Raw genomic sequence first — 25,906 nt, 5'->3', positions numbered from 1 at the left:
ATTCCATTATTAAGCTTGTAAGAGCATAGTCAGCCGGTCTTTATGTTTTTCACGCTGCTCGTTGTCTGATGTATTATGCCAATCCTCAAGTGTTTCTTTGATCAGCTGTTTCACCATGTGTCGTGTCCAGACTACGTATGCACCATACGTATCTCCTTTAAAGAAGCTTTTAAGCATATTGTTTTCAGGACCGAAGAAGAATCCAAGCTGATCATGAATTAATGTGGCATCATCTATAGAAAAAGGGATAATTTTCTCTGAGAGCGTATATTGATAAGAATTGTTTTCTTTTTTAATAAAAGCGATGCTGTAGAGTTGTCTTTCCGGAAGAAAGCCCTTTGTTGTAGGCAACAGCAATAAAGGGTTATGTTCTTTGTCATAAGCAATAAAAAAATCGTTAACATCTTCTTCAAAATGCGGAGTTCTCAACATAGAAGCAAGTGTGATCTCTTTTTGTACGGCTAACATTTGCAACCCTCATTTCGTATAATTTTATACAAACAGTGTTACCGCTAGATTGCTAGATTATACGTCTGTATCAGAACTTTTGTTGAACGAAATAAGGGATGACATCCTATACCTAAAAAAAGCATTCCTTTCTTTATTGTACTGCTGTGATAAGTTGTTGAAAGGGAATTGACGGACAAAATGTAAACGCATACACTAGAGGTAGTTAATAGTTGCGAGCAGAAAGAGTGTATAAGATATGGCATTATCTAATGAAAAACTTATCGGTAAAATGGCCATTCTAGGAGTGCTGGACGAGAGCCATTTATCAGACATCGAAAAACAGGGCTGGAAGTACTGCGTAGGCAAAGCCGGTTCTATGGATTCCCAGAAGGTAGTAGCAGCAATCGAGACAGCGGCAAAAAATGAAAAAGTCATTCAGAGCGGCATTTATCGGGAAACCCATTCTCTTTATCATGCCATCATGGAGGCTTTTCATGGTGTGACAAGGGGGCAAGTGCAGCTTGGTACGGTTCTTCGTACAGTAGGACTGCGTTTTATCGTTGTTCGTGGAAATCCTTATGAGAAAAAGGAAGAAGGCGACTGGATTGCAGTCGGACTCTATGGAACGATCGGTGCACCCGTAAAAGGGCTGGAGCATGAGGCGATTGGCCTTGGGATCAATCATATATAAATATTGCCCATAGTAATTAGCGATGAGGGGGCGTATTCGAAAGGAAGTTTTCTTTCGAGTGCGCTCTTTTTTGTTTGATAAAAAGTCGCTCTGGTTTCGCATTCCGGGGGCACTGCGGGAAGCATGCGTAAATTTTTTTAAAAGAGTCTAAGAAAAAAAGAGGGATGAAGATGGTTACTTTAACTGGAAATACGCTTTCGATGGAAGAGATCAAGCGAATTCTGCACAACAATGAACCGGTAGAAGCGTGTCCGTTAAGCATGAAAAAGGTAGCTGACAGCCGTAAAGCCGTGGAAGAGATCGTGGCCTCAGGCAAAGTTGTATACGGCATTACCACGGGTTTTGGAAAGTTCAGCGATGTGTTGATTTCAAGGGACGATGTAGAGACACTTCAGATTAACCTGATCCGAAGTCATGCATGCGGAATTGGCGAGCCGTTTCCTGAGATGATCAGCAGATTGATGCTGATTTTACGGGCAAATGCATTATTAAAAGGGTTATCGGGCATCCGCCCGGTTGTGATTGAGAGATTGCTAGACCTTGTTTCACATGGCGTGCATCCCGTTGTACCTCAGCAAGGTTCTTTGGGCGCAAGCGGTGATCTCGCACCGCTTTCTCATCTGGCACTAGTTTTAGTTGGGGAAGGTGAAGCGTTTTATAAGGGTGAACGTTTGCCAGGCCAGGAGGCACTCAAAAGAGCAGGAATTGAACCTGTCGTTCTGACAGCGAAGGAAGGACTCGCGCTGATCAATGGCACACAGGCGATGACCGCACAAGGGATAGCAGCTTATATCGAAGCAGAAAGAATCGGTTTGATGGCTGATGCGATCGCTTCCTTGACGACTGAGAGCTTAAGAGGAATTACAGACGCGTTTGATGAAGATGTTCATATTGCAAGGGGTTATAAAGAGCAGGTTGAAGTGGCAGAGAGACTTCAAAACTACTTAGAGGGTAGCCAACTTACGACCAAACAGGGAGAAATAAGAGTACAGGATGCTTATTCCTTACGCTGCATTCCTCAAGTCCATGGTGCTTCCTGGCAAGTGCTCGGCTATGTAAAAGAAAAGCTTGAGATCGAGATGAACGCCGCTACAGACAATCCGTTAATTTTTGATGATGGAAACAAAATCATCTCAGGCGGGAACTTCCATGGGCAGCCGATCGCATTTGCGATGGACTTTTTGAAGCTTGCGGCAGCAGAGTGGGCGAACATTTCAGAGCGTCGCATCGAACGGATGGTCAATCCTCAATTAAGTGACCTGCCTGGGTTCTTAAGTCCGAATCCTGGGCTTGAATCTGGTGCCATGATCATGCAATATGCGGCAGCATCACTCGTTTCAGAGAACAAAACATTGGCTCATCCAGCAAGTGTGGATTCTATTCCGTCATCTGCCAATCAGGAAGATCACGTGAGCATGGGGACAATCGCCTCCAGACATGCCGCGCAGATCATCGCAAATGCAAGACGCGTGCTCGCGGTTGAACTAATCTGTGCGATGCAGGCTGCTGATTTCAGAGGTCCTGAAAAATTGGCTCCAAAAACAAAAAAAGTTTATGAACATGGCAGAAAAGTATGTCCGTCGATTCAATGTGATCGTATGTTCCACCGTGATATGGAAGCAGTAGCATCTTGGATTTTAGACAGTTCGTGGAATGATATTTTAATAGGAACAAAAACTCAAAAACTAGCACATTAATGAGGAGGTTTTTTTATATGTCAGAAGTAAAACATTCAATTTCAGCTGCAAGGGGAACAAAATTATCTGCAAAAGGATGGGTGCAGGAAGCGGCCATTCGTATGCTCATGAACAACCTGGATGAACAAGTAGCAGAGAACCCTGATGAGCTTGTCGTTTATGGAGGAATCGGAAAGGCTGCGCGCAACTGGGAAGCTTATCATAAGATCGTTGAAACGTTAGAAAGACTTGAAAATGACGAAACACTGCTTGTACAGTCCGGAAAGCCTGTCGCTGTTTTCAAATCGCATCCTGATGCACCGCGCGTATTACTGGCAAACTCGAATCTCGTTCCAGCATGGGCAAATTGGGAAACATTCCGTGATCTTGAAAAGAGAGGTCTCATGATGTATGGACAGATGACTGCAGGAAGCTGGATCTATATCGGCACACAAGGAATTTTGCAAGGAACTTATGAAACATTTGCAGAAGCAGCCCGCAAGCATTTTAATGGTTCGTTAAAAGGAACGATTACTCTTACTGCGGGACTTGGGGGTATGGGCGGGGCTCAGCCTCTGGCGGTTACGATGAACGATGGTGTAGTTATAGCGATCGATGTAGACGAAACTAGAATCCAGCGCCGTCTTGATACACGCTACTTAGATAAAAAGACAGACAGCTTAGATGAAGCATTAAAGTTAGCAAAAGAATATGCGGCAAAAGGCGAATCGTTATCGATCGGACTATTAGGAAACGCGGCCGAAATTTTACCGAAAATGATCGAGATGGATAAGATTCCTGACCTCGTAACAGACCAGACTTCTGCACATGATCCGCTTCATGGTTATCTGCCGATCGGACTTTCTATGGAGGAAGGCACCGAACTGCGTAAACGGAATCCTGAAGCTTACATCGAAAAGTCAAAACACTCGATGGCTGTTCACGTTCAGGCCATGCTGGAGATGCAAAAGAAAGGTGCTGTCGTTTTTGATTACGGCAACAACATCAGACAAGTCGCGTTCGACGAAGGGGTAAAGAATGCGTTCGACTTCCCAGGCTTCGTACCTGCCTTCATACGTCCACTATTCTGCGAAGGAAAAGGACCGTTCCGCTGGGTAGCTTTGTCTGGCGATCCTGAAGATATCCGAAAAACAGATGAAGTGATCTTAAGAGAGTTCAGTGACAATGAGCACCTTTGCAAATGGATCAAGATGGCGCAGGAAAAAGTTCAGTTCCAAGGACTTCCTTCACGTATCTGCTGGTTAGGTTACGGGGAGCGCGCGAAATTCGGAAAAATCATTAACGAGATGGTGGCGAATGGTGAGTTGTCCGCGCCAATCGTTATCGGCCGCGACCACCTCGATTGTGGTTCAGTAGCTTCACCAAACCGTGAGACAGAGGGGATGAAGGACGGCAGTGATGCGGTTGCAGACTGGCCGATCTTGAACGCGATGATCAATGCAGTAAATGGTGCGAGCTGGGTGTCTGTCCATCATGGCGGCGGAGTGGGAATGGGTTACTCTCTACATGCTGGAATGGTCATTGTTGCAGATGGAACAGAAGAAACAGCACGTCGATTAGAGCGAGTTTTAATGAGTGATCCAGGAATGGGAATCGTGAGACATGCTGATGCGGGTTATGATCTAGCAGTTAAAACAGCGAACGAAAAAGGCGTTGACCTGCCGATGATCAATAAATAAGATTTGCAAGCGAAACCTCAATGAGTTTGAGCGAACGTGTAATAACTATAAGATCACGTACCATAAACATAACGATAAAGGAGTGTGACAGATGCTTGATACATTAATTTTTGCTTCACAAATAGTCGTTCCCGTTGGAGAAGACAGAGCACTTCGGGGAACAGAAATGAATGAACTTAAAGTCATTGATAACGGAGCAGTCGGAATAAAAGATGGAAAGATCGCTTTTGTTGGTACACATGAAGAAGCTTCCGATCTTAAAGCTAATGAAACGATGGATGCAAAAGGAAAGTTACTGTCCCCTGGGTTAGTAGATCCCCATACACATTTAGTGTTTGGGGGATCACGTGAACATGAGCTAGCGCTAAAGCAGCAAGGTATTCCTTACCTGGAAATTTTGGCACAAGGCGGAGGCATTCTTTCCACGGTAAGAGCGACTAGGGAAACGGAAGAAGATGCACTCTTTGAAAAAGTCATGTTTCATTTAAACAGATGTTTAACTTACGGCGTTACAACAATGGAAGCGAAAAGCGGTTATGGGCTTGATAAAGAAACAGAATTAAAACAGCTTCGCGTCGCAAAAAAATTGAACGAATACCATCCAATCGATCTAGTTTCTACATTCTTGGGAGCGCATGCTATTCCAGAAAACTATAAAGGGCGTCCGGATGCCTTTTTAGAGGAAATGCTGTCTATGCTGAGTGTGATCTCGAAAGAAGGTCTAGCTGAATTTGTAGATATCTTCTGTGAGACAGGTGTGTTCACGGTTGAACAGTCCCGAACATTTTTACAAAAAGCAAAAACAGCTGGGTTCGGTGTGAAGATACATGCAGATGAAATCGATCCGCTAGGCGGCACAGAGATGGCGTGTGAGATCGGTGCTATTTCGGCAGATCACCTTGTTGGAGCAAGTGACGAAGGCGTTCGCATGCTGGGTGAATCGGATACGATCGCAGTGCTGCTGCCAGGAACGACGTTTTATTTAGGAAAGGATCAATTCGCACCTGCTCGTAAAATGATTTCAAGTGGAGCGGCAGTTGCACTTTCTACTGACTTCAATCCGGGAAGTTCGCCAACGGAAAACATTCAGTTCATTATGAACCTGGCTGCACTCAAGCTGAAGATGACACCAGAAGAGATCTGGAACGCAGTAACGGTTAACGCCGCTTATGCGATTGGACGCGGTGATGTGGCTGGCAGCTTAGTGGAAGGTAGAAACGCAGACCTTGTGCTATGGGATGTACCGAACTACAAATATGTTCCGTATCATTATGGCGTAAACCACGTCAATAAAGTGTGGAAGAAGGGTGTATTGGTAGCTGGAAAGGCGGATTCATATGCAAACTATACCGTATCTTCGTAAAACAGGAGTAGCGCCGTTTACGGATAGAGGAATAAAGAAGGCCGGACAGCTCCTTAAACCTTGGTCAGGTGAGGACGTGAAAGGGATAGCGATCGCAGGAGCTCCTCTTTCAAAAACGTCGATCTCCCATTCTGGTGCGTTTATGGCACCGCAGACGATCAGACAGATGATGCACGCTTTTTCGACCTATAGTATCGAACAGGAAACAGATATGTGGGACGGGGTCATCACTGATTTTGGTGATATTGAGATGCATGTAACCGACTTGATTGAATCCCAAAACCGAATTTATTCGGCGTTAAAAGATATACAAGATCTCCACAAGGAAGCTTTAGTGATCACATTAGGCGGCGATCATTCCGTTTCTGCAGGTGCTATAAAAGCGTTTCAGGAAACGAGAGGTCGCGTAGGAATCATTCAGTTTGATGCCCATTTTGACCTCAGAAATACAGAGGATGGAGGCCCTTCAAACGGGACGCCATTCAGACAGCTTATCGAAAATGGTGTAATCAGTGGCGATCAGCTCGTACAGCTTGGTATTCGGGATTTTTCCAACGGCAGGCTTTATCATGACTATGCTAAAAATCATGGCGTAACGGTCTATACGATGGGAGATATCAAACGCGAAGGGCTTCTTACTTTGCTTAAAAAAACAGTTGAACAGTTAAAACAGACAACAGATAACATATATATTTCACTGGATATGGACGTGTTGGATCAGGCATTTGCACCGGGTTGCCCAGCAATTGGACCTGGCGGATTAGACAGTGATTCTTTAGTAGAAGGAATCCAGTGGCTTGCCGAAAACCCTTCTGTAAAAGGAATGGATATCGTGGAGATCGACCCGACGCTCGATTTTCGAAACATGACAAGCCGGCTGGCCGCGTATATCATCATGCAGTTTTCGCTGTTTTATTCAAAACGAGAAGGAGGTAAATAAAGTGAGTGAATTTGGAAGATTCATTGAGAACTCCAGAAAGCAGAAGGGCTTAAGCAAGTCCGAACTTGCGAGGAGATTAAGTATTACCCCTCAGTACATGGCTGACATCGAAAAAGGGAGAATGATCCCATCTGAAGAGAAGATCGAGAAACTCGTTACGGTGCTAGAACTGAACGAGAAAGAGGCGTTTAAGCTAGCTGACAAACTACCTTTACGTGTCCTTAGAGAGGCAAAACTAGAATACTATAAGCATGGATAAACTTCGTGAAAGCCTGTCAGGTGTGCCAGGCTTTTTCTTTAGTTCTTAGGTATACCGGTCGCTACGGAATTTGTCACGATGTGTCGACCCGTGGTTATTTTACGATTAACGTGGGATTATTTCATTTATCACAGGAAAAAAGTGAATACCCTGATTCATTTCTACTAAAAAGAATTAATTCTCCTAAATACTCATCCGCATTAGTACCTTTGAAGTAAGAAAAATGCCAATTCCATTCACCCTAACCTACTAAAAAATGTTTTTTGAAATAAATTCTAGCGCAATAGTCTGTCTAGTAAAATAAACCATCTACCTTATCCCTATTCATCCGAATTCTGTTTAAGATGGAAGTAATCACCATGAAATGGCGAAATTTTCAGACTATCTATTAAATAGGAGGGTTTTTAGGGTGAATAAAAAGAAGTTTATTGCGACAACACTCTTGGCAACATCGATCATGCTGACTCCGTTTTCAGTTATGGCAGAAAGTCCAAAACAAGTTACGGACCAAAAGATGACGGATGCACTTGTAAACGTAAATAAAAACAAACTTTTTGATAATCTGGAAAGTAAACTTCAAGAGCTTACGAATGAAGAAAAGGTACCCGTCATTATTCAGTTCAACGATGACTTCGCAGGCGGAAAGGCTTTTGAACAAGTCGCATCAAAAATAGGTGTGTTCAAAAAATCCTTTGAGTATAAAGTCATCAACGGTATGGCGGCAACAATGACAAAGAAGCAGGTCATGCTGCTGGAAAAGCTCCCTTTTGTCAAATCCGTTGAATACGATGCATCGGTTAAAATGAACTTGGAAACGGCGAATAGCTGGTTTGGTACGGCAAAAGCACGTGCTGATTATGGCTTGACAGGAGATCAAGATGGGAATGAACGTTCATATTCAAAAGTAGATAGTGTTGTAGCGGTTATTGATACCGGAATAGACGCTGCACACGTTGACTTAGATGGCGGAAAAGTAATCGGGTGGAAAGATCTTGTGAACAATCGAACAACGCCATACGATGACCAAGGGCATGGAACGCATTGTGCCAGCATTGTTGCAGGTGAAGGAGATTCAAATCCTGCCAATAAAGGTGTTGCACCAGGAGCTGCATTAGTAGGGGTAAAAGTATTGGACAGCCAGGGATCAGGCAGTATGAGTACAGTAACAGCGGGGATTGACTGGGCCGTCCAAAATAAAGATACGTACGGTATCGATGTTCTTTCATTGAGTCTTGGAACATCAGGAAGCTCAAATGGACAAGATGCGACATCGGTAGCGGTTAATAATGCATCAGCAGCTGGACTTGCTGTTACTGTTGCGGCAGGAAATTCAGGACCATCAGCTTCAACTGTCGGATCGCCAGGGGCTGCCGATCGAGCAATCACTGTTGGAGCAGGGGCAGATCTTAACGAAGGTGGTTTCAATCTCGCATACTTTTCTTCTCGCGGACCAACCGCTGATGGCAGAGTAAAGCCAGATATTTTTGCGCCAGGCTATAACATCACAGCTGCAAAAGCGAATTCAGGAAATCAATATGTAACATACAGTGGTACGAGTATGGCTACACCGTTTACGGCGGGTACGATTGCGCTCATGCATGATGCGAATCCGTCAATCACGGAGCCTCAAATTAAGAATGCTCTTTACTCAACAGCGATTGATTTTGGAAAAGCAGGCAAGGACAATGAGTACGGATATGGTCGTTTAGACGGACATGCCGCTGTAAAAACCGCTGGTAATTTCACAGGTTCTGGACCAGCTGTACCGGATCATTTCTATAAGCGAGGAACGTTAAGCTCAGGAGGATCTCAAACGTTTTCGTTGAATGTTACATCAACCGCGTATCCGATCTCAATGACAGTGGTTACAGAAAACTATAGCCCAGGCTGGCTCATTTTCCCGCCTTCTCATAACTATTCGGTTTCACTCATCGATCCTAGCGGGAAAACCGTTGTAAGTTCTTCTCAAAATGAGAGACAGGATCATGCGTTCTTCAAACCAATACAAACGGGTGTCTATAAAGTGAAGGTTTCTTCAAGCAGAGGTAGTGGAGCGTATGATTTAGACGTGAGTGCAGGTGCATCGAGTCTAAATTAATAAAAAAGCATACAAAAACACCGCTGTTGACACGATTGTGTGTACAGCGGTGTTTTCTCATGTGGTTATTAACTTTCACTTTCCTGAGGTCTGGATGGTTTTGGTTTCAGCAATCGCTTCAGTTTAGACCAGCGAAGTTCAATAAACGGCTGGGCCAGCGCGATTACTGGTTTGCTTGCTAAGAATAGGGTAACGATCACAGCTAGAAACAGTAGCATGAAGTATGCCCCGTTTTCTTTGATCGAAGCAAAAAGTTGGGTCGTAAACAAATACTTCAGCACAAACCCGTGTAGAAGGTAGATGTATAAAGTTCGTTCACCAAACTCTGTAAAAAACATCTTTCGGCGAGGCAGCAATGCTAAAAAGCTGAACGTTGAAGCAAACATGACTCCATACATCGCAAGCCGGATCAGTCCTCCATACCAGTCATTATATCCGAGAATCTCAGAATATGAAGATGAAGCGAGCAGCCATTCTTTCGTTCCATTTGGAAAAATGTAGTGATAGGAAATAAATAAAACGATTAAAAAAGTTGCTGCTGCGATCTTCGCAGAAGGTTTGAATATTTTTTTGAAATCTCTTTTTTCTAACAGGTGGCCAAGCAGGAATACCGGAAAAAAGACAAATGTTCTTAGTAAGCTTAAGAACGTTCCGATATCGTGAATATACCCGACTGCTACACCAATACCAATAGCTAGAACAAGAGGATACTTAATCCTTACAAATACTTTCAACAGAATGTTCCAGAAGACAAGACTGAGTAAGAACCATAGTGTCCAATGCGGCGAAAAGAAGTCTAGTTTCACTTCACTTTTTCCGTAAAGGTCATAATAAAAGAAACTGTACACCAACTGAAATACCAGATAAGGGACTAGAACCTTTCGGAAGATCTTAGGCAGGTAGCCGTCACGCCAGACACCCTTCGTAAAGAATCCGCCGATCAAAATGAAGGCAGGCATGTGAAACGTGTAAATAAAGTTGTAAATCGTGTAAAGCCATTCGTTCTGACCTTTTATCGGCGAAATAAAGTGCCCGAACACGACCAGGAAAATGAGAATAAATTTTGCGTTGTCAAAATAATAATCGCGTTCTTTTGCTGCAGTGCTCATCTAAATTCCTCCAATAAACTTTCACCATTAAAAGATTCACCATTTAAAGTGTTCGTTTAAAATTTACGTTTTTCTTCCTATCTTTTATAATTCCCAATCTTTCATAGTTTTCTAACCTCTAAATGTAAAAAACGCATTTTCCAGAAGCAGAAAATGCGTTTTTTTATTTAATTTTCCATAAAAGATGAAATGAACGAAGCTTATTTGTTTAAAAGTCTATCTTGATTTTAATAAATCCAGCACTTCTGAGCGCTTCGTAAATAATAACAATCGCTGGCCCAACGATCAACCCTATCATTCCAAGAAGCTGGAATCCTATATACAAGGATACGAGAGCCGCCAATGCGGAAATGCCGAGACTCGAGCCTAGAATTTTAGGTTCAATGATTCTCCTTACAATGGTGATCACACCGAACATGATTAATAGACCAAACGCCAGGTGGTCATTGTTGTTGATGAAGAACGAGTAAGCCGCCCAAGGTACGAGAAATGATCCTGTGCCCAGAATAGGAAGGATATCCACAAGGACGATCAATAGCGCGAGTATAACTGCATATTCTACATCTAAAATCATTAATCCTACTAAAGCAAGGATGTATGTAATGAAACTTAAGATGATCTGTGCTCTGAAAAAACCGACAGTCGCTCTTGAAAGCTGGCTGAATACCAGCTCAACCTTCTCACGGGCAGAAGTTGTGAATAAATTTAGAAATTCTGCATACAGACGAGGCAGATCTAATGAGAATAAAAATACCGCAACAACATAGATAATAAAATAAATAAGCATACCTGGGATCGCAGTAATAAGGCCTAAGAGTCCCGTCGTTAACCCCTTTGCGGTTTCCACACCATATTCCTTTAGTGCTACCAAACCTTCTTCAAGTGTTCGAACGACTTCAGGCGGAAGAGTTGCATAGAAGTTTTCCATTTCATAAAACGTATCTTCAGCTACTTCAAACAAATGAACCGAGTAAGATGGAAGAACGGTTATGAACTCAATCATTTGAATAACAAGTGTTGTAGTCAGCCAGTATGATAGAATCCCAAATCCAGCTAAAAATAGCACGAATGTAAGTGTGACGGACAACAATCGTCTGCCTTTAAAAAGTCTAATGAACAATTTAACTACCGGTTCAAGCATTATAGCGGTTAATAATGCGAGAAGGAGAGGTATGCTGTAAAAGACAAATATGACGATTCCAGCGAGCAATAATAATAATAAAACGATGTTTTTTACAGTCATTTTCCGGCTCCAATCTCCGTAAAATTATCCGGTTTACTCATCTTAAGGACTAGTACCCAGTATGACCGGAAAAAGAGATGAAAATTCTTTATATATTAACAATGATGTTACGATAAAGTGAAAAAGTCAATTGAAGAAAGAAAAATTTTCGAAAATCTTTTTAATTTCTGTCTGTTGTCCTTTGAGCTAGGATAGCATTTAACTGCCCTCCTGCAATGAGAATCAATGCCGAAAGATAGAACCAGATCATAAGTGTTAACAGAGCACCCATATTCCCGTAGATCTGTCCGTAATCAAAAATAGAAACATACGAAGAAAATAGGTATGAAAATAAATGCCATCCGGCAGTAGAGAAGACTGCTCCTGGCCAAACATTTCGGAAAGTTAGTTTTATGTTTGGCGCGAACCGATACAAAGCTGAAAAAATAGAGAGTAGAATGGAAAAACCAATTACGTACCTAGCAGTTTCCCAGATGTGCCATACGGGATGCGAATATCCCGTTTGCTCAAATATGTAGACCCCAATCCTACGGCCGAATACTGGCAGCAATAATGCCGTGATAACAGCCACCACTAAACCGAACGTCAAAACCATTCCGAGGATTAATTCCCGGAAGAAAGGTCGGCTTTCTTCTACTTGGTAGGCAAGGTTGAATACTCTTATGATGGCATGGGTACCAATGGTTGCAAGCCAAATCATAATGATTAATGAAATTGAAAATACATCTCCGCGGTGTTCATCCAATACGGCAATTAAATTATACTCTAATAAGGTATATGCTTCTTCTGGTGCAATAGACTGAAAAAGAGAGAGCACATAAGAAGAAGAAATCGGCAAAAAACCCAGCACCGTAAAAATCAGAAAAATAAAAGGGAATAATGAAACTAAGAAATAATAGGCTAACTGAGCTGAAAGATCAAAAACGTTATCTTCAAAAAAACGTCGTATCCATTGCTTCAAAATCCAGCGCATATGCATGCCTCCGAGATTATGGCGTTTTGTTCTATCCTGCATTATTCCCGTAATCAAAAAAAAGAACGCTTATTTTGAAACAAAACGTTCACATGCACGTATGAATAAAAGTCAAAATTTATTTTTCTTTTTCTAATCCACCTATCTTCTACAGCAGGATGAGGTTCTTGGGCGTGGACAATTGCATCGACAAGTAATAACAACAGGAGATGAAGATGTAGGCGGCGTTGGGCAAATTGGATAGCAGCAAGGATTTATAGGCTTGCATAACACAGGAACACCACAAAATAAAATGCAACTTTGACAAGTAACAGTACAGCCATAACAGCACATGAAAAAACACCCCCTTTCCTTATATATATGAAAAAATGGATAAGCCTGTAAGGGCAATAGAGGTATAAGGACAGCCTTTTTTATAAAAAAACAAATTATTTTTTTATAATTTTCACGGGGTATACTATTAAACAGATGTTTAACAGGGAGGATTTTTTGAATGGAATTATTCGCACCAGATTTTTGGTCAGCCTTGCTTGCGATCGTCATTATTGACTTAGTTTTAGCAGGAGACAACGCAATTGTTATAGGTTTAGCAGCTAGAAATCTACCGAAAGAAAATCAGAAAAAGGTTATCATTTGGGGTACGATAGGGGCCATAGTGATTCGTTCTGCTGCTACACTTGCTGTGGTTTGGCTATTAAAGATCCCAGGTTTGCTGCTGGGCGGAGGAATCATCCTTTTATATATTGCTTATAAGCTTATGATTGAAGAAAAAGAACATGATATTGAAGCACAAAACAGTGTATTGGCAGCGATTAAGACCATTATCATCGCAGATGCAGTTATGGGTCTTGATAACGTGCTAGCAGTAGCCGGTGCAGCACATGGAGATTTCCTGCTCGTTGTTATCGGATTATTGATCTCTGTACCAATCGTTGTTTGGGGAAGTACCCTTTTCCTTAAACTAATTGATAAGTTTCCTTTCATTATCACAATTGGTGCGGGTGTCCTGGCATGGACCGCTTCTAAAATGATCGTAGGCGAAAAGTTCATGAAGCCTTATTTCGAGAATGGATTCGTTAAATATGGATTTGAGATTCTGTTGATCATAATTGTTTTAGCACTCGGAACATGGAAGAAGAAAAAAGCCGCTGAAGAACGAGCAGCAGCCGATAACGAAAAAGAACCAGAGCCTTCTCATAACAAAGCATAATATTTAAGACTTGTACGGGATTTAATCCTGTACAGGTCTTTTTTTGTTCCGTATTTTAATTGAGGTTTTTAATTTTACTTCTTATGCAAGTTGATTGAAGCGATAAGTCCGAGACTCCTAATGGCACAAAGCGGCAGGAGGCTCATAACACGCCCCATGAGTGGGAGGACTTGGCAGGTAACTCTACTTTTACACTAGAGCAACAATGTCATAGCATCAAAAACCCCTTAAAAATTTTCCTCATAATTATAAAAATTCTGTAAAAATTTGTCGATATAAGTTGAGAGATGGAATGGGGGTTATGAGTTGTTTAAAAAGATACAAACAAAAATTATGCTTTCTGTCAGTGTTCTTGTCGCGGGTGCTCTACTATCTGCATCCTTATTTTCTTATTTTCAGACGAAACAGCAGATAGCCGAGAATGTTCAAGAACAAGCTGCTGGTTTAGCGAATGACGTGAAATCTTCCACTGAGCATTACTTGGATTCCTATGGAAACACGATAGATCGTTACAGTCAGGACAGCAGGTTGATTGATTACTTAAGGGCTTTAAAAGAGGATGAATCAAAAGGATTTAAAGAATCCTGGCCGATTGTTGACCAGGATTTTAAACACTTTCTAGACTTGAATAAGAATGTAGCGGTTCTCTACGTTGGAGCTGAGACAAAACAATTTAAAACCTCGCCGGTACTCGAACTTCCTGAGGGGTTTGATCCTACCGGACGTCCTTGGTATCAGATGGCTGTTCAGTCACCGGAGAAGATCATGTGGACGGAACCATATGAAGATGCCAGCTCAGGTGAATATGTCGTTACAGTAGCAAAACCCGTTTTAGATCCAGAGACGAAAGATGTTCTTGGTGTAGTGGGATTAGACTTGAGTCTTGCAGGACTTTCAGGCATGATCAACCAAACAAAAGTGAGTTATAACGGTTATCCAGTCCTGCTTGATCTAAAAGGAATGGCACTTGTTCACCCGAAACAGCAAGGAAAAGATCTGAGTAAAGAATCCTTTGTAAAAGCGATGTATAAGAATGAAAAAGGGAAGATCTCATACGAATATGAAGGTCAAGACCGAGAGCTTTATTACACGACGATCGCAGATACAGAGTGGAAGCTTGGGTTTGTGTACCAGACAGATGAGTTGTTAAAAGATGCTCAGCAGATTTTTAACATGATCTTGATCTTTGCTTCGATAGCAGTAGTGTTAGCTCTAATTGTTACGTATTTTTTGGCAAAAAGCATATCGAATCCGATTCGCAAACTGCAAAAACAAGTTCAGCTTGTAGCAGAAGGGGATCTGACTGTATCTGTTGAAGCGAAATCCAAAGATGAAGTTGGAACGCTTACTCACCATTTTAATGCCATGGTGGAGAACATGAGGGGACTCATTACATCTGTAAGCCAATCGGTTGTTACGGTAAATGAATCAGCAACCAATCTGAGTGGTATATCCGAGGAAACGATTGCAGCAAGTGAAGAAGTATCCAGAGCTGTTGCTGAAATTGCTTCAGGTGCAACCACTCAAGCTGAGGATGCAGATGAAACGAACCGCAGGACAATTAGCCTTTCTTCTCAGATTGAAAAGGTTAATGAACATGCTGAAAAGATGGCGCAACTTTCGACTTTAGCAGAAACAGCTAACAAAAACGGTCTATCTCAAATGCACGTACTCCGTGAGAAAACCGGTGAGAGTAATGAGGTGCTTCGAAATATTGAAGAAGTCATCTCAGGATTAGCAGAAAAAGTAGTGGAAATCGAGCAGGTTATTCAATCGATTACGGAAATCTCGGAGCGAACGAACCTTCTTGCTCTAAACGCAAGTATTGAGGCAGCTAGAGCAGGGGAAAGCGGAAGAGGTTTTGCCGTAGTTGCAGATGAGGTACGAAAGCTTGCTGAACAATCATCCGTTGCTGCTGATAAAGTAAGGAAGACCATCGCAGGCATCGGTGCAGAGTCAGTTCGAGCTGTGAAGGAAATGGAGCATACAAAACGTATCGCAGAAGATCAACATAATACGGTAACGGATACAGAGCGTGCCTTCGGTGAGATCGCAGACACGATGGATCAAATGGTAAAATCGATTCAGCAGATTACGAGTGAAGTAGAGATCATTAATAACTACAAAGAGGAAGTAGTCGCTTCGATCCAAAGTATCGCAGCTGTTGCTGAACAATCCGCAGCAGCAAGTGAAGAAGTAAGTGCCTCATCGGAAGAACAAGTCCGCGCGCTGGCAACCGTTTCACAGTCAGCAGAAGAATTAAATGAGGCCTCTGCAAGTTTAACAGAAATGATCAAACACTTTAAAATTTAAAAAAAATGATGAATATGTACGATATTCACCATTTATCCTGGTATTAAGTGCTGTAGGTGGTCAATCTGGACTACATGAATCGGGGGTTTGAGCGAAAAATGAAGATTTTGAGCGAAACTTAGGTAAGTTTGAGCGTAGGAAGAGAATTTTGAGCGCAGCTCGGCGATTTTGAGCGAAACTCACAAATTCTGAGCGAACGAGTAATAATTATAAGAACACGTACCGTGAAAAGATATTATCCACATAAAAAAAGAAGGAAACGGAATGACAGCTCCGTTTCCTTTTTTATTAATAGATATCGCGTTTGGAGAACGTTACAAAAGCAATGATGAAACCGGCAAGCCCCCATACGGCTAGGACAGCCATAGAGAATCCTAGTGACATCCCCTCGATCGGAGTAGCCATTCCGCTTACATAGTTTGTGAGATTCAGGTTTACCATAAAAAAGTATTTTGCACTTTCCCAAGAGGAAACCATATTCACTAATATTGCTCCTGCGATAAGTGAAGCGAGCATGATGCCCATTACCGCTGCGGTGCTTCGTAATAGTACCGACAGCATGAACGTTAATGTGCCAACAATGACAGATACATACCAGACGAGTCCGAACTCCATTAAAATATATTGCCACTGAGGTACGATATGGACACGATCTGTCAATAATTCATCACCAGAAACAGCAAATCCGGTTAAGAGCGGCATATTCCAACCGCCATATCCAAAGACCAATCCGGATATCACATAGGACAGAACAGCCACTGATAAAACGATAAAAGATACAGACATCAGCATGGCTATGTATTTGCTTAAGAGAATGCGCCACCTTTTGACCGGTCTTGTTAGCAGGAGCTTAATCGTGCCTCCGCTTGCTTCAGAAGAAACGAGATCCGCCACGATTACCATAACAAGAAGCGGGAGCAGCAGATCGATCGAGTTCTCGACGAAAATACGCATGAACGTTGGTGCTCCTGGTGCACGCGGGTCGATATCATTTTCAAGATAATATTGCTGCTGAGATAAACGGATCTTTAAATATTTTCGCCATTCATCTTGAATACGGCTGGAGCTCAATCTGTTTTGCGTATCTGTGATTTCCTGCTGAAGGACGGTGCGCCAGTCCTGATTCCCCATCTTTTCGCGCTGTTCCTGGATTTCTTTAAATTGAGCATAGGTAAAGAGCGGTACTAAAAACGCGATGATCAGAATAATGACATACAGCCTTTTCTTTCGTAAAAGTTTTAGCATTTCGTTGCGTACAAGATTAATCAATGCTTTCGCCTCCTGTCACTTCTAAGAACAGATCTTCAAGAGAAGGAAGTTGCGTTCTCATTTCTTTTACTTTAACACCTGCTGTTACTAGTTTTTCATTCCAAATCGGCAGTTGAGGTTCGTCATAAAGAGTGATAAGGGTTTGATCTAGACCTTCCTGCACTTCTGTTTCTTTTTCTAAAATCTCTTTTGCAAGGGAGAGCGGCTCAGCTTTCCAGATGACTCTCTCTTGTTCAGCTAAAAGGTTTTCCACAGAATCCGTCCTAATAACAGCACCTTTTGAAATGATCGCGACCCGGTCACACATGAGCTGAATTTCACTAAGCAAGTGGGAAGAGACTAGCACACTTAAATTTTCTTCTCTCGCAAGGGTTCGAATGAACTCACGCATCTCGCGAATACCAGCGGGATCAAGACCGTTCGTCGGCTCGTCCAATATAAGTACTTTTGGCTTTCCTAAAAGAGCCTGTGCGATTCCGAGTCGCTGCCGCATTCCAAGAGAATATGTGCTGACACGATCATGAATGCGGTTCTGTAAACCAACCTGTGTAACTACTTCGTCCAGCCTGTCTTTCGGAATAGAAGGATCCATCTTTGCAAAGTGTTCTAAGTTTTCCCATCCCGTTAAATAAGGGTAGAGTTCAGGATTCTCAACAATGCAGCCCAGGTGGCGCATCGCTTCTGTAAATTCGGTACGAACGTTTTTGCCGCCGATTTTTATCGTTCCTGAAGTGGGTGATATCAAGCCGACAATCATACGGATCGTGGTCGTTTTGCCGGCGCCATTCGGTCCCAGGAAACCGAACACCTCACCAGGATAAAGTGTAAAAGAAACACCTTTTATAATCAGTTTTCGTTTGATCTTTTTTGTCAGATTTTCTACTTCTAATGCGGGAGTATTACTCATCGTTCTTTTCCTCCTGTTCGAAGTGGACCAGTGAGGCTACACGTTCTGCGATTAACTTATAACCTTCTGTATTAAGGTGGAACTGATCAGAATATAAGTAGTTTTCAACCTGTAGCTGAAAAAGGTCAAACGTTGGTACATACACGATATTATTAAACTGCGCTGCTGTTTCGGCAGTCTGGAAGTTCCAGTCCCTTACGATTGATGAAGTGGTTTTGGCATCTTGCAGGTTGCTGAAAGGGTTGTACAGTCCGACATGATAAATGACGGCATCCTGATTTAATTCTCTGAGTTGTTTATAGATATTTTTTATATTTCTTAAGTAGATCTGCTTCTTGCCGTTGATCGCGTTTTTATCCAAACTTTCAAGGACTTTACCTTGCTGAAAAAGATCATTGCCCCCGATCGTCATCATAATTACATCTGCTTGTTTTACTTGTCTTTGAATTTCACTTTGTCTGAGCTGTTTTAAAAGGCCGCGAGAGGTTTCACCTTTAATGGCTGTATTAAATAGTGTGATATCCTGTTCTGACTTTTTCTTTAAACGTTCAGACAAATATCCGACATAGCCCTTTCCGTCTGCATCACCCGTTCCGCGGGTCAATGAATCTCCAAGAGCGAAAATAGTGAGATTGCCATCCTCTTTTTTGGAAGTGGCTGACTCCGTTTTTTCTTTTTGCTTTTGAAATTTTTCATTGGCAGTAAATTGATCTTGTAAGGTCCAGCCAAGACCAAACAACCACAGAAGAGTGGCGGCAATGGAAACTGCCGAAACGATCGTTAAGGTATATTTTTTCAAAACAGGTGTCATCCTTCCCAATTCACATGATCTCTTCTTTTTAGAATAGCAAAAAATAATTCGTATTCTAACTTATTTGCCTATTTGAGGTAAAATAAACCAAAGGGAGTGGGTTCATGAAAATTTTTATAAAGAGGTTTACTTTATGAAGTGGTCGCCTGTTGCAGAATCGCAAAGGATAGAGTCTTTAGACATCTTAAGGGGAATAGCTATTTTCGGTATTCTTCTTGTTAATATGAAGTCTTTTTCTGGGCCGGATTCATCTATAAGGACTTTAAGCTATGATTATTTTGATGAGCCTTATAACGTGTGGACGAACGTACTGCTTGAATTTTTTGTTCAGGGAAATTTTATTACTATGTTTTCGTTCCTGTTTGGATTTGGGATGATTTTGATGTCTGAAAGAGCAAAAGCAAATAACCGCCGTTTTCTGCCAACCTTTTTTAGAAGACAAGTCGTTCTGTTTTTGTTCGGAGCCATACATGTTCTGTTTTTTTGGTACGGGGATATCTTAGTGACTTATGCCATCGTTGGGTTCATCATGCTTTTGTTCTACAGATTGCCGAGTAAAGCATTGTTGATTACTGGTATAGTCATGCTCATAGCATACAGTTTGTTTATGACGGCTTTGACATACGATTATTGGACGAGCGGCGCTGCTTTAAGCTACCAGGAATCATTGGACGCAAAGCATGAAAATGAGATTGAAACATCTATACAGATCTATAGTGAAGGGACCTATTTAGAAATAATGGAAGAGCGGATTCGTGAATGGTTGAATCTTAATCAATATTTTTTGTTCTTTTTATTTGGTATCTTACCTTTGTTTTTATTTGGGGCTTATGCGGCTAAGGAGCGGCCAGTTGTAAATAAGACATTATGGAAGATGTGGGTACTGACTCTATTTCTGGGACCAGGCAGCAAAATGTTTACCGTTCTTTTCTTTCCTTATAAAGGGGAAGACTGGAGGTACGAAACCGCTATGTCGTGGGGCTATGAATTTGGCGGAGCGATGATGAGCATTTTTTATATGTGTACGATTGTGCTGCTGATTAGAAGCGGCAGGTTTAAACGAATGTTTAACATGTTTCGAATTACGGGGAGGATGGCCTTTACGAATTACCTGACTCAGTCGGTCGTTTGCACCTTTATTTTTTACAGTTATGGTCTAGGTCTATATGGGGAATACGGTCCATTAAACGGTGTTTTGGTCGCGGTCATCCTCTTTAGCCTACAAGTGCTCTTTTCAGCTTGGTGGCTCAGAAACTATAGGATGGGACCGCTTGAATGGATTTGGAGGACATTCACCTATGGAAAGCAGCCAATATTAAAAAGAACAAAGGAAACGTTGAGTTAAAAGCTGGAGCAATCCAGCTTTTTTTGCATGTTCTATGAAAGTACGTTACACTGTGAATAACATATATGAACATATATTCATATACTAAAAAAGAACGATCACAGGGGGCCTGCTTATGAATGAAAACAACGAAAAATATGAACAACTGGATGAGGAAACACTATTTATTGTATCGCAAACGTTTAAAGCACTCTCAGATCCGACAAGGATTCGAATTCTTCATTTATTAGGTGAAAAGGAATGCAGTGTTACAGAAATAGCAGAGGAACTTTCCCTGATGCAATCGACTGTTTCTCATCAGCTTCGCTTTTTAAAGAACTTACGACTTGTAAAATTTAGACGTGCAGGAACCACTCTTTTTTATTCAATAGATGATGAGCACGTGTTGGCTCTCTTGAATCAAACCATTCATCACGCAAGACACGACTAGAGAGAGGAGGAACATCAAATGAAAGAACATAAGGTTACCGGATTATCTTGTGGTCACTGTGCCATGAAACTGCAGGAACAAATTCAGCAGCTTCCGGGTGGAGAAGAGGCTCAAGTACAATTTAATTCAAGTAAAATCATCATAGATGAAGAAGTCGACTTACATGCAGTCCGTTCTATTCTTGCAAAAGAAAAGGTTCGTCTTGAAGCCGATGGGAAACCAAAAGGTCCGAATTGGCTGATGATTTTTCTGTATGTTTCAGCTGCAGCATTCATCGCTGCACTATCTTCTGAATGGTATACGGATCAGCCCGCTGTAACCATATTCTTTTATGGAATTGCGACGATTCTCTCTGGATACCCAACGTTCATGAAGGGACTTCGTAACTTAAGTAAATTAAAATTTGATATTAACACGTTGATGACGGTCGCTTTAATCGGGGCTGTCTCTATTGGAGAGTGGAAAGAAGCTGCTCTTGTGGCGATTCTTTTTGGAATCAATGAACTGCTTGAATCTTATGGCATGGAAAAAGCGCGCAAATCTATGGAGACTCTGCTAAAAGTTGCTCCAAAGGAAGCCATTTTATTAAAGGATGGAAACACTGAAATTATCTCGATCGAAGATTTGAACGTAGGCGATATTGTCCTTGTAAAAACAGGTCAAAAGATTCCTTCCGATGGTGTAGTGGTTCAAGGGAAAAGTTCAGTGAACGAAGCAGCGATTACCGGCGAGTCTCTGCCTGTAGAAAAAGAAAAGGGAGAACCCGTCTTTGGGGGAAGCATTAACAACGAGGGAGTTCTTCAGGTTAAGGTGACAAAGACCTATAATCAATCGGCTCTTTCTAAAATACTTGCACTAGTCCAGGAGGCACAAGAATCGAAGACACCCACAGAATTATTTATCAACCGGTTTGCAAATTACTATACACCCGCAATCATGATTATTTCAGCATTTGTGATGCTTGTTCCGCCACTGTTATTTGATGGTGCGTGGGGTGAATGGTTTTACCAGGGATTAGCTGTATTGATCGTCGGATGTCCTTGTGCACTGATCTTATCCTCACCGATCGCTATCCTCTCTGGAATCACAGTGAACGCCCGAAACGGTATTTTAATTAAGGGCGGAGCGTATTTAGAACAGCTCTCCAAGATTGAGGCCATCGTTTTTGATAAGACAGGGACGTTAACATTAGGAGAACCCCATGTTGTATCAGATGCATTATTTCACCCTGATTTTTATAAAGTGGCTTATGCCATAGAAAGGTCTTCATCACATCCTTTAGCTCGAGCTATTATCAAACGATGTGAAGAACTAGGTATTGATGAAGTCGAAGTTGATGAGATCCAGACGGTATCTGGCCAAGGAATATCTGCAAAGTTCGATGGTATGACGTACCGATTAGGAAATGAAAAGTTAATTGGTGAAACAGATGCTGATGAAGAAGCTAGAAAAGTGATCGAACGATTTAAAGTAGAAGGCAATACCATTGTACTCGTAGCAAAAGATAGAGAGCTATTAGGGGTTTTCGCGATCGCCGATAAGATCCGTAAAGAAAGTGCTGAAATCATTCGTGAACTTCACGATAAGGGGATTAAAGAAACGTTGATGTTAACAGGAGACCACCCTCTTGTTGCTGAAAAAGTAGCAAAGAAGACAGGAGTAACTTCTTTTATTGGAGGGCTTCTGCCGGAAGAAAAGGTTAAAAAGGTTAAAGAATTAAAAGGAAAATATAAAGTAGCGATGATTGGAGATGGAATTAACGATGCTCCGGCACTTGCTACAGCAGATCTTGGAATCGCTATGGGAAAAGGGACCGACAGTGCGATTGAGACAGCAGATATTGTTCTCATGCAGGATCATTTAGGCAAACTACCTGATGCGGTAGAAGTATCTCGCAAAGTGAACACGGTCATCAAGTGGAACATCGGCCTTTCTCTTGGATTGAAGTTGTTTGCTCTGCTGCTGACAATCCCAGGCTGGCTGACGTTATGGATCGCAATCCTTTCCGATATGGGTGCAACCATCCTGGTTACCCTGATCAGCTTAACGGTGTTGCTTCATACTGAAAAAAATACGTCTAAAAGATGAAAAAAGAGCAGGCCATCATACAGCCTGCTCTTTTTTGTTCTTTTTAGCACACTTTTGGCTTGTAGTTCTCTGTTTTTTTCAGTTGCTTTAAACCGGTTTGAGCGAAAAAGAAGGATTTTGAGCGAAACTTGAGGCGATTTGAGCGTAGCTAAAGAATTTTGAGCGAAGATCGACTTTTTTGAGCGTAACTCAGAAATTCTGAGCGAACGTGTAACAAATATAAAAACACGTACCGTGAAACCAGTCGGTAAAAGATATTGAACTCATGCAGCAGCTTGCATTTTTTAGTACCATTAAGGGGTATATGGGTAGGTAGTTTTTGAGGAGGATCGCTTACATGTCAGAAACGATTATACGTTTTTTCAACGAATACAGAGAATGGGCAATACCGGTTTCTATATTCCTAAATGTGATTATTGCGATCTTAGGGGTTGTCCCATCTGTATTTTTAACGGCTGCTAATATTCTGTTCTTTGGTTTCTGGAACGGAACCTTCATCTCATTTATAGGGGAAGGAGCAGGTGCAGCGATCTCCTTTCTTTTATATAGAAAAGGATTTAAGAACGCATCGAGAAGGAAACTTGAGGGATACCCCCGGGTGGTTAGAGTGCTTGAAGCAAAAGGGAAAGAAGCATTTATTCTTATTTTTTCGTTAAGACTTCTCCCTTTTGTTCCTTCAGGCCTAGTGACATTTGCGGGAGCGATCGGGGCCGTTTCAGCATACATATTCATTGTAGCTAGCTCCATTGGAAAGATCCCTGCACTCCTATTAGAAGCTTATTCAGTTTACAATGTTACCCAGTGGAATATGACAGGAAAGGTTATTTTAGCCCTGACAGCGGCCTTAAGCCTATCTGTATTTTTGAAAAAAAGAAGATTATAAACAATTGAGAAAATAACCCATCGATGTAAAAGTGACAAACTAGACTTGAACAATCGTTTAAAAAGATTGAGGGAAAATTAGAGACGTGAAGCAATTGAAAAAAAGGGTATGACATAAAAGCCAAATAGAAAAGCCTCCGGTTTAGGGAGGCTTACTTAACGAAAAATCTTTTTTAGAAAGTTATAAATTTCCCTTCAATGCTTTCGCCACTTTAGCGACACGTACACCTAAACGAGAAGCCATTGTTTTCTCAGCATCAACAGGCTGTCTGCTTCCGTCAGCCCCTGCTACAGTGGAAGCAGCATACGGTGAACCGCCGATACCTTCATCGGTCATCATTTCAGAGTTCTCACCGTAAGGGACTCCAACATAGATCATTCCAAAATGCATAAGCGGGACGAAAGTCGTAATGGCTGTAGATTCCTGTCCGCCATGAATCGTATTGGAGCTTGTGATCACTGCGGTTGCTTTACCTTCAAGCTCACCGTTAGCCCAAAGCCCTCCAGCCGAATCTAATAACTGTTTAATTTGTGCAGGCATCATCCCGTAACGAGTCGGGATACCCCAAATGATTCCGTCAGCCCATTTCAAATCATCCAACGTTACTTCAGGTATGTCTGCCTGGGCTTCTTGTGCTTTTACATACGCATCTTGTTGTGACATTTGTTTTTTAGTCACTTCAAACTCGGGAACTTTTACGACCTTTACTTCTGTTCCTTCTACTTGCTGAACGCCTTCTGATGCAGCGAGAGCCATCTCATGAATATGTCCATATGAACTGTAATACACAACTAAGATATTTGCCAAAATAGTACCTCCTCAAAATTTATGACTATAATACTCTTCCCGATTTTTCATTTTAGAAATCATAAAAAATCCGCCTGATTTTTTCAGGCGGTTATTTTTAATAATAGGGATAAGGATAAGGGTACGCATAAGGGTAGGGATAGGGGTACGGATAAGGATAAGGCGGATAATAATAAGGAAAAAGAGACAAAGCTGCAAGTGTTGCCAGCGGAAAGATCTGACGGTAGAACCTTCTGTACCGTGGTCTTCCGTACCACTGCCGCTGATTTTGCTGTGGAGCTCCTTGCTGCTGCATCGTTTGCTGAGGTCCAGCAGCTTGCTGTCCTGTTCCTTGTCCCTGCCCAGCTTGTGGGCCTTCTGTCTCATCAACAGGCATCATATCCTGAGGCACAAGCATATACACATTTTTCTTGTCTAGATCCGTAATGATTCCTTCCGTTTGCTGACCATCGCTGGTCTTTACAATAACATGATAATACATGTGTTGTTTGCAGGTTTGATGCATGTTTTGAGCGCGTATCTCTTCTTCGGTTCCATGTTGGCTCATGGTTATCACTCCTTCCCACTTTATTTCTATTTTTTATTTTTATTTGTTATGCATAAGTAGAGAAAATCTGTAAGTTTACATAAAAAAAGAATTGCAGACGTGCTGCAATCCTTTTTCATTCATTAACTTTTTTCTGTGCTCTGAAGTTTGGTCTTAGTCATGCGTTTAAAGAAGCTGGCAACTGTTTCTGTTTCTAGATAATAGAACAATTTGAATAATAAGCTTCCTAACAATACAGCTGCTACAACATCAAGGACAACGTGCTGTTTCACAAATAGTGTGGATAGGATAATACTGTATGAGATGGATGAAACGATGATATCCTTCTTAATCGTCCAAAGTTTGCTATGCCGTATACCTAAGATCATTAAATAACTGCTTAATACGTGAATACTTGGGAAACAATTGAAGGGCTGATCAGCTCCATATACATATCTGACCATATTGGTTAAGATGCCATTTCCGACGAGCTCTGGTCGAGGAACGGTGGTTTGAAAGAAGAAATAAATGACATAGCAAACCAGCATGCCTACACAGAAACTCAAAAGTGTCCGGTAATAAATAGCCCTGTCGTATAAGCAGAAATAAACGAACATCAAAAAGATAAACGCATACCATAAGACGTAAGGGACTACAAAAATTTCAACAAAAGGTATTTGGTAATCTACTGCTGTAATGAGCTGTCTTGCTCCACGTTCCCCATGATTTAGCACCTGATAGATGATATTTAGCAAAGGGATAGAGAGGAGAAGACTTAATGCTAAAATATTTTCTTTTACGATACGCAATACAAA

General features: G+C 41.7%; 23 protein-coding genes. 13 read left to right on the top strand and 10 right to left on the bottom strand.

What is annotated here, in order from left to right; genetic code table 11:
- Positions 1 to 9: 9 nt before the first annotated feature.
- Complete coding sequence (locus M3206_RS03590; RefSeq protein WP_251311137.1) at positions 10 to 468, bottom strand: hypothetical protein; 459 nt, start codon at positions 466 to 468, stop codon at positions 10 to 12.
- A 238-nt stretch (positions 469 to 706) separates the two neighbouring features.
- Between M3206_RS03590 and hutP the strand changes: the two genes are divergently transcribed.
- The 7 genes from hutP (at position 707) to M3206_RS03555 (ending at position 9,177) form a co-directional block, all read left to right on the top strand.
- Entirely contained in the window at positions 707 to 1,141 is a 435-nt protein-coding gene (gene hutP, locus M3206_RS03585; protein WP_251311136.1) for a hut operon transcriptional regulator HutP, read from the top strand.
- A gap of 170 nt (positions 1,142 to 1,311) precedes the next feature.
- Positions 1,312 to 2,838, top strand: a complete 1,527-nt coding sequence (gene hutH, locus M3206_RS03580; RefSeq protein WP_251311135.1) for a histidine ammonia-lyase — start codon at positions 1,312 to 1,314, stop codon at positions 2,836 to 2,838.
- 17 nt (positions 2,839 to 2,855) lie between these two features.
- Positions 2,856 to 4,517 (top strand): urocanate hydratase, encoded by a 1,662-nt coding sequence (hutU, locus tag M3206_RS03575; RefSeq protein WP_251311134.1) that lies wholly within the window; start codon positions 2,856 to 2,858, stop codon positions 4,515 to 4,517.
- Between the two features lie 91 nt (positions 4,518 to 4,608).
- Positions 4,609 to 5,880, top strand: a complete 1,272-nt coding sequence (gene hutI, locus M3206_RS03570; protein WP_251311133.1) for an imidazolonepropionase — start codon at positions 4,609 to 4,611, stop codon at positions 5,878 to 5,880.
- Entirely contained in the window at positions 5,855 to 6,820 is a 966-nt protein-coding gene (gene hutG, locus M3206_RS03565; RefSeq protein WP_251311132.1) for a formimidoylglutamase, read from the top strand. The genes hutI and hutG overlap by 26 nt, the downstream gene beginning before the upstream one ends.
- Position 6,821: 1 nt before the next feature.
- A complete protein-coding gene (locus M3206_RS03560) occupies positions 6,822 to 7,079 on the top strand; it encodes a helix-turn-helix domain-containing protein (protein WP_251311131.1) in 258 nt (85 codons plus the stop codon).
- Between the two features lie 409 nt (positions 7,080 to 7,488).
- Positions 7,489 to 9,177, top strand: a complete 1,689-nt coding sequence (locus M3206_RS03555; RefSeq protein ID WP_251311130.1) for a S8 family serine peptidase — start codon at positions 7,489 to 7,491, stop codon at positions 9,175 to 9,177.
- 68 nt (positions 9,178 to 9,245) lie between these two features.
- Here M3206_RS03555 and M3206_RS03550 read toward each other — a convergent pair whose 3' ends face one another.
- From M3206_RS03550 to M3206_RS03540, 3 genes are all read right to left on the bottom strand, one after another.
- Complete coding sequence (locus M3206_RS03550) at positions 9,246 to 10,286, bottom strand: acyltransferase family protein (RefSeq protein ID WP_251311129.1); 1,041 nt, start codon at positions 10,284 to 10,286, stop codon at positions 9,246 to 9,248.
- 208 nt (positions 10,287 to 10,494) lie between these two features.
- Positions 10,495 to 11,529, bottom strand: a complete 1,035-nt coding sequence (gene ytvI, locus M3206_RS03545) for a sporulation integral membrane protein YtvI (RefSeq protein WP_251311128.1) — start codon at positions 11,527 to 11,529, stop codon at positions 10,495 to 10,497.
- Between the two features lie 160 nt (positions 11,530 to 11,689).
- Complete coding sequence (locus M3206_RS03540; RefSeq protein ID WP_251311127.1) at positions 11,690 to 12,502, bottom strand: YihY/virulence factor BrkB family protein; 813 nt, start codon at positions 12,500 to 12,502, stop codon at positions 11,690 to 11,692.
- Positions 12,503 to 12,995: 493 nt separating this feature from the next.
- Here M3206_RS03540 and M3206_RS03535 point away from each other — a divergent pair, with 493 nt between their 5' ends.
- Complete coding sequence (locus M3206_RS03535) at positions 12,996 to 13,712, top strand: TerC family protein (RefSeq protein ID WP_251311126.1); 717 nt, start codon at positions 12,996 to 12,998, stop codon at positions 13,710 to 13,712.
- 306 nt (positions 13,713 to 14,018) lie between these two features.
- Positions 14,019 to 16,025: a methyl-accepting chemotaxis protein gene (locus M3206_RS03530; RefSeq protein ID WP_251311125.1), complete on the top strand. Its 2,007-nt coding sequence runs from the start codon at positions 14,019 to 14,021 to the stop codon at positions 16,023 to 16,025.
- Positions 16,026 to 16,313: 288 nt separating this feature from the next.
- Here the strand turns inward: M3206_RS03530 and M3206_RS03525 are convergent, their stop codons facing one another.
- The 3 genes from M3206_RS03525 to M3206_RS03515 are packed head-to-tail and all read right to left on the bottom strand — an operon-like array spanning position 16,314 to position 19,000.
- Positions 16,314 to 17,294 carry an ABC transporter permease gene (locus M3206_RS03525; RefSeq protein ID WP_251311124.1) on the bottom strand — a complete coding sequence of 327 codons (981 nt, stop codon included), beginning with the start codon at positions 17,292 to 17,294 and terminating at the stop codon, positions 16,314 to 16,316.
- Positions 17,287 to 18,201 carry an ABC transporter ATP-binding protein gene (locus M3206_RS03520; protein WP_251311123.1) on the bottom strand — a complete coding sequence of 305 codons (915 nt, stop codon included), beginning with the start codon at positions 18,199 to 18,201 and terminating at the stop codon, positions 17,287 to 17,289. The genes M3206_RS03525 and M3206_RS03520 overlap by 8 nt, the downstream gene beginning before the upstream one ends.
- On the bottom strand, positions 18,194 to 19,000 hold the full coding sequence (locus M3206_RS03515; RefSeq protein WP_251311122.1) for a GDSL-type esterase/lipase family protein: 807 nt from the start codon (positions 18,998 to 19,000) through the stop codon (positions 18,194 to 18,196). Before M3206_RS03515 ends, M3206_RS03520 begins: the two co-directional genes overlap by 8 nt.
- Positions 19,001 to 19,145: 145 nt before the next feature.
- On the opposite strand from M3206_RS03515, the gene M3206_RS03510 reads away from it, so the two are divergent.
- The 4 genes from M3206_RS03510 (at position 19,146) to M3206_RS03495 (ending at position 23,758) form a co-directional block, all read left to right on the top strand.
- A complete protein-coding gene (locus tag M3206_RS03510) occupies positions 19,146 to 20,357 on the top strand; it encodes a DUF418 domain-containing protein (protein ID WP_251311121.1) in 1,212 nt (403 codons plus the stop codon).
- A 115-nt stretch (positions 20,358 to 20,472) separates the two neighbouring features.
- Positions 20,473 to 20,787, top strand: a complete 315-nt coding sequence (locus M3206_RS03505; RefSeq protein ID WP_251311120.1) for an ArsR/SmtB family transcription factor — start codon at positions 20,473 to 20,475, stop codon at positions 20,785 to 20,787.
- 18 nt (positions 20,788 to 20,805) lie between these two features.
- Positions 20,806 to 22,875, top strand: coding sequence for a heavy metal translocating P-type ATPase (locus tag M3206_RS03500; RefSeq protein ID WP_251311119.1), 2,070 nt, complete (start codon positions 20,806 to 20,808; stop codon positions 22,873 to 22,875).
- A gap of 337 nt (positions 22,876 to 23,212) precedes the next feature.
- Positions 23,213 to 23,758 carry a TVP38/TMEM64 family protein gene (locus tag M3206_RS03495; protein ID WP_251311118.1) on the top strand — a complete coding sequence of 182 codons (546 nt, stop codon included), beginning with the start codon at positions 23,213 to 23,215 and terminating at the stop codon, positions 23,756 to 23,758.
- Positions 23,759 to 23,938: 180 nt separating this feature from the next.
- Here M3206_RS03495 and wrbA read toward each other — a convergent pair whose 3' ends face one another.
- The 3 genes from wrbA to M3206_RS03480 all read right to left on the bottom strand — a co-directional run bounded on the left by wrbA (position 23,939) and on the right by M3206_RS03480 (position 25,900).
- Positions 23,939 to 24,565 carry an NAD(P)H:quinone oxidoreductase gene (wrbA, locus tag M3206_RS03490; RefSeq protein WP_251311117.1) on the bottom strand — a complete coding sequence of 209 codons (627 nt, stop codon included), beginning with the start codon at positions 24,563 to 24,565 and terminating at the stop codon, positions 23,939 to 23,941.
- A 97-nt stretch (positions 24,566 to 24,662) separates the two neighbouring features.
- Entirely contained in the window at positions 24,663 to 25,112 is a 450-nt protein-coding gene (locus tag M3206_RS03485) for a hypothetical protein (RefSeq protein ID WP_251311116.1), read from the bottom strand.
- A 122-nt stretch (positions 25,113 to 25,234) separates the two neighbouring features.
- Positions 25,235 to 25,900 carry a phosphatase PAP2 family protein gene (locus tag M3206_RS03480; RefSeq protein WP_251311115.1) on the bottom strand — a complete coding sequence of 222 codons (666 nt, stop codon included), beginning with the start codon at positions 25,898 to 25,900 and terminating at the stop codon, positions 25,235 to 25,237.
- Between the last annotated feature and the right edge of the window lie 6 nt (positions 25,901 to 25,906).

Origin of the sequence: Fictibacillus phosphorivorans (assembly GCF_023715845.1) — a bacterium.
Taxonomy (GTDB): Bacteria; Bacillota; Bacilli; order Bacillales; family Fictibacillaceae; genus Fictibacillus; species Fictibacillus phosphorivorans_D.
The sequence above is the reverse complement of the archived record's forward strand: the minus strand, read 5'-3'. Positions and strand labels throughout refer to the sequence as shown.

Bases quoted from the DNA above. Each gene is read 5' to 3' on its own strand.
- M3206_RS03590 (WP_251311137.1), bottom strand. From the start codon at position 468: ATGTTAGCCGTACAAAAAGAGATCACACTTGCTTCTATGTTGAGAACT.
- hutP (WP_251311136.1), top strand. From the start codon at position 707: ATGGCATTATCTAATGAAAAACTTATCGGTAAAATGGCCATTCTAGGA.
- hutH (WP_251311135.1), top strand. From the start codon at position 1,312: ATGGTTACTTTAACTGGAAATACGCTTTCGATGGAAGAGATCAAGCGA.
- hutU (WP_251311134.1), top strand. From the start codon at position 2,856: ATGTCAGAAGTAAAACATTCAATTTCAGCTGCAAGGGGAACAAAATTA.
- hutI (WP_251311133.1), top strand. From the start codon at position 4,609: ATGCTTGATACATTAATTTTTGCTTCACAAATAGTCGTTCCCGTTGGA.
- hutG (WP_251311132.1), top strand. From the start codon at position 5,855: ATGCAAACTATACCGTATCTTCGTAAAACAGGAGTAGCGCCGTTTACG.
- M3206_RS03550 (WP_251311129.1), bottom strand. From the start codon at position 10,286: ATGAGCACTGCAGCAAAAGAACGCGATTATTATTTTGACAACGCAAAA.
- ytvI (WP_251311128.1), bottom strand. From the start codon at position 11,529: ATGACTGTAAAAAACATCGTTTTATTATTATTATTGCTCGCTGGAATC.
- M3206_RS03540 (WP_251311127.1), bottom strand. From the start codon at position 12,502: ATGCGCTGGATTTTGAAGCAATGGATACGACGTTTTTTTGAAGATAAC.
- M3206_RS03535 (WP_251311126.1), top strand. From the start codon at position 12,996: ATGGAATTATTCGCACCAGATTTTTGGTCAGCCTTGCTTGCGATCGTC.
- M3206_RS03520 (WP_251311123.1), bottom strand. From the start codon at position 18,201: ATGAGTAATACTCCCGCATTAGAAGTAGAAAATCTGACAAAAAAGATC.
- M3206_RS03510 (WP_251311121.1), top strand. From the start codon at position 19,146: ATGAAGTGGTCGCCTGTTGCAGAATCGCAAAGGATAGAGTCTTTAGAC.
- M3206_RS03505 (WP_251311120.1), top strand. From the start codon at position 20,473: ATGAATGAAAACAACGAAAAATATGAACAACTGGATGAGGAAACACTA.
- M3206_RS03500 (WP_251311119.1), top strand. From the start codon at position 20,806: ATGAAAGAACATAAGGTTACCGGATTATCTTGTGGTCACTGTGCCATG.
- M3206_RS03495 (WP_251311118.1), top strand. From the start codon at position 23,213: ATGTCAGAAACGATTATACGTTTTTTCAACGAATACAGAGAATGGGCA.
- M3206_RS03485 (WP_251311116.1), bottom strand. From the start codon at position 25,112: ATGAGCCAACATGGAACCGAAGAAGAGATACGCGCTCAAAACATGCAT.